Annotated in this window: 8 protein-coding genes and 2 tRNA genes; 8 read left to right on the top strand and 2 right to left on the bottom strand. The window is 35.7% G+C overall.

All coding sequences use genetic code 11. The features are described 5' to 3' along the window. The 5 genes from Q0E71_RS06215 to Q0E71_RS06195 all read left to right on the top strand — a co-directional run. Positions 1-747, top strand: a 747-nt coding sequence (locus tag Q0E71_RS06215) for a metallophosphoesterase (protein ID WP_294797069.1), incomplete at its 5' end; no start/stop codon positions are given. After that, positions 734-1897, top strand: coding sequence for an AAA family ATPase (locus Q0E71_RS06210; protein ID WP_294797067.1), 1164 nt, complete (start codon positions 734-736; stop codon positions 1895-1897). The genes Q0E71_RS06215 and Q0E71_RS06210, both read left to right, overlap by 14 nt. A 10-nt stretch (positions 1898-1907) precedes the next feature. Beyond that, the gene (locus Q0E71_RS06205) at positions 1908-2144 is read left to right on the top strand and encodes a hypothetical protein (protein WP_294797065.1); all 237 of its coding nucleotides are present in this window, start codon (positions 1908-1910) and stop codon (positions 2142-2144) included. Continuing rightward, positions 2137-2793, top strand: coding sequence for an ATPase (locus Q0E71_RS06200; RefSeq protein WP_294797063.1), 657 nt, complete (start codon positions 2137-2139; stop codon positions 2791-2793). The genes Q0E71_RS06205 and Q0E71_RS06200 overlap by 8 nt, the downstream gene beginning before the upstream one ends. Before the next feature lie 4 nt (positions 2794-2797). Next, positions 2798-2989, top strand: coding sequence for a hypothetical protein (locus Q0E71_RS06195; protein ID WP_294797061.1), 192 nt, complete (start codon positions 2798-2800; stop codon positions 2987-2989). Positions 2990-3045: 56 nt separating this feature from the next. On the opposite strand, the gene Q0E71_RS06190 is transcribed toward Q0E71_RS06195, so the two are convergent. Both Q0E71_RS06190 and Q0E71_RS06185 read right to left on the bottom strand, forming a co-directional pair. Next, positions 3046-5106, bottom strand: coding sequence for a phospho-sugar mutase (locus tag Q0E71_RS06190; RefSeq protein ID WP_294797059.1), 2061 nt, complete (start codon positions 5104-5106; stop codon positions 3046-3048). Positions 5107-5194: 88 nt separating this feature from the next. After that, positions 5195-5292, bottom strand: a tRNA-Sec gene (locus Q0E71_RS06185). A gap of 156 nt (positions 5293-5448) precedes the next feature. Here Q0E71_RS06185 and rpsT point away from each other — a divergent pair. From rpsT to Q0E71_RS06170, 3 genes are all read left to right on the top strand, one after another. Further along, entirely contained in the window at positions 5449-5712 is a 264-nt protein-coding gene (rpsT, locus tag Q0E71_RS06180; protein WP_294797058.1) for a 30S ribosomal protein S20, read from the top strand. Positions 5713-5820: 108 nt separating this feature from the next. Beyond that, a tRNA-Lys gene (locus Q0E71_RS06175) sits at positions 5821-5896 on the top strand. Positions 5897-6290: 394 nt separating this feature from the next. Further along, on the top strand, positions 6291-6471 hold a 181-nt coding region (locus Q0E71_RS06170), incomplete at its 3' end, for a hypothetical protein (protein ID WP_294797056.1).

The following is a 6471-nucleotide window of genomic DNA, read 5'->3' as shown; positions in this document are numbered from 1 at the left end:
AATCACGACATCTATGGCCGTAATCCTGATACGCTTCCTAGAACGCATTTAGGCCTACTCGAGTCTTTTGGAGCAGTCAAGATGCTTGATAGAGAAAGTACCATTGAAGAGAACTTTGCTAATGGTAATAGCGTTAAAATCATAGGTACGCCATATATATACAAGATGGACGCTGAAGATAAGGAAGCCTATTTACTAAGTGAATATGATAAAAAAGATGGCGAGTTTCTGATCAATGTTGTTCACGGCATGCTCTTAGAAAAACCATTTATAAAAGAGATAGAACACACAGTTGTTACTGATATAATCAATACTAAGGCAGACCTAACATTATCAGGTCACTACCATACAGGCTTTGGTGTAATCAGTCTCAATGGCAGGACATTTTTAAATCCAGGCTCACTTACAAGGTGCTCAAACACTACGGAAGAGTATAAGAGGATGCCTCAGTACGCTTTAATCGAGATCAATGATGACTTAAAGCCAAAGATTGAGCTCATCGATGTGAAGTGCGCAAAGCCTGGCTACGAGGTCTTAGACAGAGAGTACATTGAAAAGCACAAGAATGATAAATTAGAAGTTCTTAATTTTGAGAACACTATAAAAGAAGCGGCTGATTTTGATAAGTATGATTACTACAGCGTTTTTGAAGAGATAATCAAGGCGGAAGGCGTTGAGAAAGAAGTCATAGATGAGGCGAAAAAGCGTTTAGAGAAAGCGGAGGAAGATATTCATGGTCAAGATTAATAAGATAGATCTAATAAATTTTCAGTCGCATAAATTTACTTCGCTTGACTTTGATGCTGGACTAAACGTTATCGTCGGACCATCTGACAATGGCAAGACAGCTATACTTAGAGCGATACGCTGGGTACTCTTTAACGAGCCACAAGGCATGGGCATGCTTAGAAATAACGAAGACTTTGTATCAGTCAGACTTTATTTCAACAATGACTACTCAGTTGAGAGAAAGCGCTCGAAAAAAGAAAATTTATATATCATATACAATGAAAAGACTGGCGAAGTTCAAGAGTTTAACAGCTTAAGAACAGGGCTTCCACCAGAAGTATCAAACGTGATGAAGATAAAAAAGATTACGCTTGATAAGTCTAATGACATAAACTTCAATATACAGTTCCAGCACGATGGACCCTTTATGTTTAGCTACACAGCGACACAAAAGTCGGCTCTTATCGGCAAGATGTATAATTTAGATGTCGTCGACAAAGCCATTGACGATACGAATAAGGATATAAAATCGCAAAAGTCTGATATCAAGAGGATAAATGAAGAGATTAAAGAGCTTGATGAAAAGATATTAGCATATAAAGATATTGAAAGAGAAGAAAAATTACTTAAAGCTAGAGAGACGCTTACTAAGAATATAGAAGACGCAGTAGAAAAATTAAAGCTGATAAATTCACTTAAAGCTAAACTTGAGGATAATAAGAAAAATAATGACTATCTACTTGATAGGATAAAGGACTTCGACAAGATATTATCAAACGAAGCGCTTATATCGAGCACGGCGAAAGCTTACGAAGTTTTAGAAAGCTACAAAAATTACAAGACAAGGCTCGATAAGATTAAAAATGAAATTAATAATACTGAGGCCATTTACAAGAAAAGCAAAAATATAACAGAAAAGCTCGACATTGACAATACCATAGTAAAGAACTTGAACGCTTTTACTAAACTAAATGAACTCAAAAAGCGTTTGGATGATGTATCGGCATCCATTGACAAGGGACGCTATTTTATCAAAGATAACGACGAGGGTTTAAATAGAGACTTAAAAGAATACACAGAACTACTTATCAAGCTAAAGAAGTGCCCATATTGCAACTCGGACGTTGATAAGGCGCATATTGACATGATTGTGAAAGAATATTTATAAAGGTGATATTATGGATTATACAAATAGACTTGAGTCCTTGAAGGACAGTCTGGACAAGGCAAAGCTGAATAAGGTTAAGTACGAAGAAAGGCTAAACATACTTCTTAATGATAGGGAGAATATCCTTAAAGAGATAAAAGCTCTTGGTATTGAGCCCGAAAATCTTGAAGCAGAGATAAAGAACTTGGAAAATAAAATTGCTACAGACATTACTAAGGCTGAGGAGCTTTTGAAAGACAATGAATAATTACGCTTTAGAGATTGACAGAATTAAAAAATTTAATAAGTCTCTAGAGAACAAGATTTTGCAAGACAAGACCAAGAAAGAGATGCTTCTTGAGAAGAAAGCTTCGCTTGCGAAAGAGGCAGAGCGCCTTGACGAGAAGAACATGATCTTTGAAAAGACTAAGCTTCTTTTAGAAAAGACGAGTGATTACGCAAGAAAACAAGCTATAAAGAGCATTGAGAATATGGTTACGGGCGCGCTTCACGAGATATTTGCTTCGCAAAGCAAGTTCGTTATTGAAGAGAAAAGTATCAATGGTAAGGTCGCTGTTGACTTTTTCCTAGAAGACGAGGTAGATGGCGAGAAGATAATGACCGACCCGCAAGAGCAAAGAGGCGGGGGCTATGTTGACATCATCTCACTTGCACTGCGCTTCGCCATGATAGAAGTCTTCAATCCCAAGATCGAAGGACCGATACTGCTTGACGAGCCAGCAAAATTCGTTTCAGAAGATTACATCTACAACGTTGCCGAATTTTTATCCAAGGTGAGCGAAAGCTTCAATAGGCAGATAATTATGGTTACGCACTCAAAATACCTATCGAACATTGGCGACAAGACTTTTGAAGTAATTAAGCGCGACAATGTTTCTGAAGTAGTGGAGAAGTAGGTTTATGATTATTAAGATGCTAATGGGACTAGTGAAAGTCATATTTATGATAATCTTCTTTCCTATAGTATTACTAGTATCTTTATTTAATGATGATAATGATACTAAGCATAAAAAAGTAAAGAAGCAAGCTAAGAAAGATGAGCTAGCTTGGATAGATAGACTTGAAGAGCTAGACGCGCTTATAGATGATTAATTGAATACAGATAAAAGATGGCTATGATTGATTTCATAGCCATTTATAATGCGAAATTATTTAATTTTTTCTAAAACGATATTTTTAATTCTATCTAATTCTATTTTTGCCTCGTCTTCATTTTTCGTTCTTATCGAGAAATAGAATTTAATCTTCGGCTCAGTGCCCGATGGCCTAATCGCTATCCATGAGTAGTCATCGATGTAGTACTTAAGCACATTTGACTTGTCAAGACCAGTATCGTCATTTAAGTAATCGACTCTCTTAATAAATTTAAGCCCATCGATCTCACTCTTATAATTATTTCTGAACTCATCCATAATCCTTGCCATCTTGTCCTTGCCATCAAGTCCTTCGAAGACTATTGACTCTTGCGCTTGAACGAAGTAGCCGTAGTTCTTGTAAAGACTATTTAAATGGTCCAAGATATTTATATCATGCTTTTTATAATAAGCAGTCATTTGAATAAGCACCATAAAGGCATTAACGGCGTCCTTGTCCCTTACAAAATCTCTATATACATAGCCGATGCTTTCTTCGAAGCCGAAGAAAAAGTGCTTGTCACTCACAGTTTCAAAGTCATTAGCGAGCTTACAGATGTTCTTAAAGCCAGTCAAAACGTCAGCTGATTCAAGGCCATGGTCCTCGGCAATGGCTTTCGCAAAATCTGATGTAACGATGGACTTAACTAGATACGAAGTCTTTGCAGGCTTTGTATGACTAAGAATGAAGTCAAGCATGAGGGCGCCGACTCTGTTGCCATCTAAAATCACGTATTCATCATCTTTCTTCACAGCCATATTGATTCTGTCGCAGTCAGGGTCGCTCGCGAATATCGCATCGGCCTTTTTTTCTTTCGCGAGTTTTATAGCCTCATTAAATGCCTCTTTAAACTCCGGATTTGGGTAAGGGCAGCTAGTAAAGTCAGGGTCAGGCTCTTCTTGAATTTTAGGTATATGATAATTTGTAAAGCCGAAGTCCTTAATCACCTTGACAATAGGCTTAAGACCAGTACCATTAAGAGGTGTGTAGACGAAATTTAAGCCTTTATCCACGTCTACCTCCATTTTAATAGAGTAGAGGTCCTTATAATAAGAGTCAAAAAACTCATCATCAATCATTTTTAAGTATTTATCATTATTATCCGTGATTGAGATTTTATCAAAGTTTACAGACTTCATTTTATTTTGCACAAGCTCAGCCATCTCCTCAAGAATTTGTGAACCGTGCTCGTTGTAAACCTTGTAGCCGTTGTAATCCTTTGGATTGTGGCTCGCAGTAACCATAACCCCAGCGGACGCCTTGTAATGCCTTATGCCGTAGCTCACGAAAGGCGTTGGCAATGCCTCATCAAAAAGATAGACCTTAATGCCTTCATTTGTCAAGATGTTTTTGCTAAGATGAGCAAATTCGCGTGACATGTGCCTTGTATCGTAGCCGATGACTACAGATGGCGAATCAAATTTCTCTTTTAAAACTAGGGCAATGGCTTTGGCAGCGAGCTTTACAGTGTAGACGTTCATCATATTTGTGCCGAGACCAAGCTTACCCCTAAGGCCAGCCGTTCCAAAGACAAGGTCACTTGCGAAATTGTTTTTAATTTCATCTGCACTCATCTTTTTAAGAAGAGCATCGTCCTCAGCGCTAATGCTTAAGTAGCTAAGCCAGGATATATATCTTTCGTTTGTGCTGTTAATTTTAAGCTTTTTCTTATTAGATAGCAAATAATAATCAGCGCCGCTAAGCTCTGCTAGCTCGTCCATTATCTTAAGTAGCTTTTTCGTTTCGAGCCTAGTTTCGATGTAGACGTTAATAAACTTATATGGCCTAGTAAAGTCAGAGCTTTTAGTAGATGAAAGATTATTTTCATCAAAATATTTTAAGATGGCTTCACCATAATCATGAGAAAGAATCTTAAGCATAAGCTCATAAGCTTCGTAATAGCTCTTCACCTCATAAGACTTGTCATTGACATATAAGTAGGAAAGGACAAGGCCGCTCTTGTAATTAGCGTAAGTGAATTTGTATGGCTTGGTAGTAATAGTTTTTGTATATGATTTATTATCTTTTTTGTTTTGATCGTCGTTTTTGTTTTTGAAATTCAGTATTTTACTCATTGAATCACTCCTTCATATCTATATTATAATACATATGGGGAAGATAAACAATAAAAAAAGATCAAACTAAAACTAGTTTGATCATATATGGCGGGAGTATGTGCGAATCGAACACACCTATGAAGCTACAAACCCCACATGCACGGTTTTGAAGACCGGAGAGCCCACCAGGACTCATCTACCCCCAAGCCTATCTATTATAGCATAATTAATGTCATTTTACAAGTTTTTTATATTATTAAGACAATTTTTAGAAAAAATAAAAAAAATTTAAAAAAAGTCTTGCTATTTCTATAAATTTATGGTAAAATATCAATGTTATGAAATTTGGAGGTGAGATTATTGGCAAACATTAAATCTGCGAAGAAAAGAATATCAGTTATTAAAAATAAAACTTTAGTAAATAAATCTAGAAAGACTGAGCTTAAGAACCTTATAAAGAGATTTGAATCATTGGTTAACGAAGGCAAAACAGATGAAGCTAGAGAAGCACTTAAAGTTATAGATAAAAAATTAAAGAAAGCAGAACAAAGAAACTTATTCCACAAGAATAAAGTAGCTAGAAAGATGAGTAGATTGACTCATAAGTTAAATAAGGCTGTTTAGTTAGAAGAGACCTTATTGTCTCTTTTAACTAAATTAAAATTTTTTAAGAAATTTTAAAAAAAGCCTTTACAAATCAAAAATATTGTTGTATAATAGTAAGGTAGTTTTGGACCATTAGCTCAGGTGGTAGAGCAACTGACTCTTAATCAGTGGGTCCAGGGTTCGAGTCCCTGATGGTCCACCAAGAAGAAACGTGTATTTGCACGTTTCTTTTTTTATAGCTAACATACAAAAAATATGAAGAGCTACATATGTAGCTCTTCATATGACAAATAACCAACTGATAGAGGTCTTGCTCACCCTCTATCTATTACAAATTATACATCAATTAAAGAATGAAGTCAAGTATATTAATATATATAAATAGTGTTTTCGCTAAAAGCTTACTACTTATTTTATAGGCTGTATAATATCTATTGGGGAGATTTTATAGGCTGTATAATATCTATTGGGGAGAAAAATCTCAATAGATATTTTTTTGTGTCTTTTTTATTGACTACACCATCACCATTAATCCATTCATCGTGATCTTAATTAATTGACAAATACCTCATTTAATGTTAAGATATTAGCAGGTGATGATAGTGGAAAATTTTGTAATTATAGACGGTTCGAGCTTACTTAACAGAGCTTTTTATGCAATTAGATTATTGAGTAATAAGAAAGGCATATTTACTAACGGTATCTATGGCTTTTTAAACATGCTTGACAAGATTAAGGCTGACTACGACCCAAAATATATCTGCGTGGTCTTTGATA

It is taken from the genome of uncultured Fenollaria sp., from assembly GCF_934202865.1.
Lineage (GTDB): Bacteria > Bacillota > Clostridia > Tissierellales > Peptoniphilaceae > Fenollaria.
The sequence above is the reverse complement of the archived record's forward strand: the minus strand, read 5'-3'. Positions and strand labels throughout refer to the sequence as shown.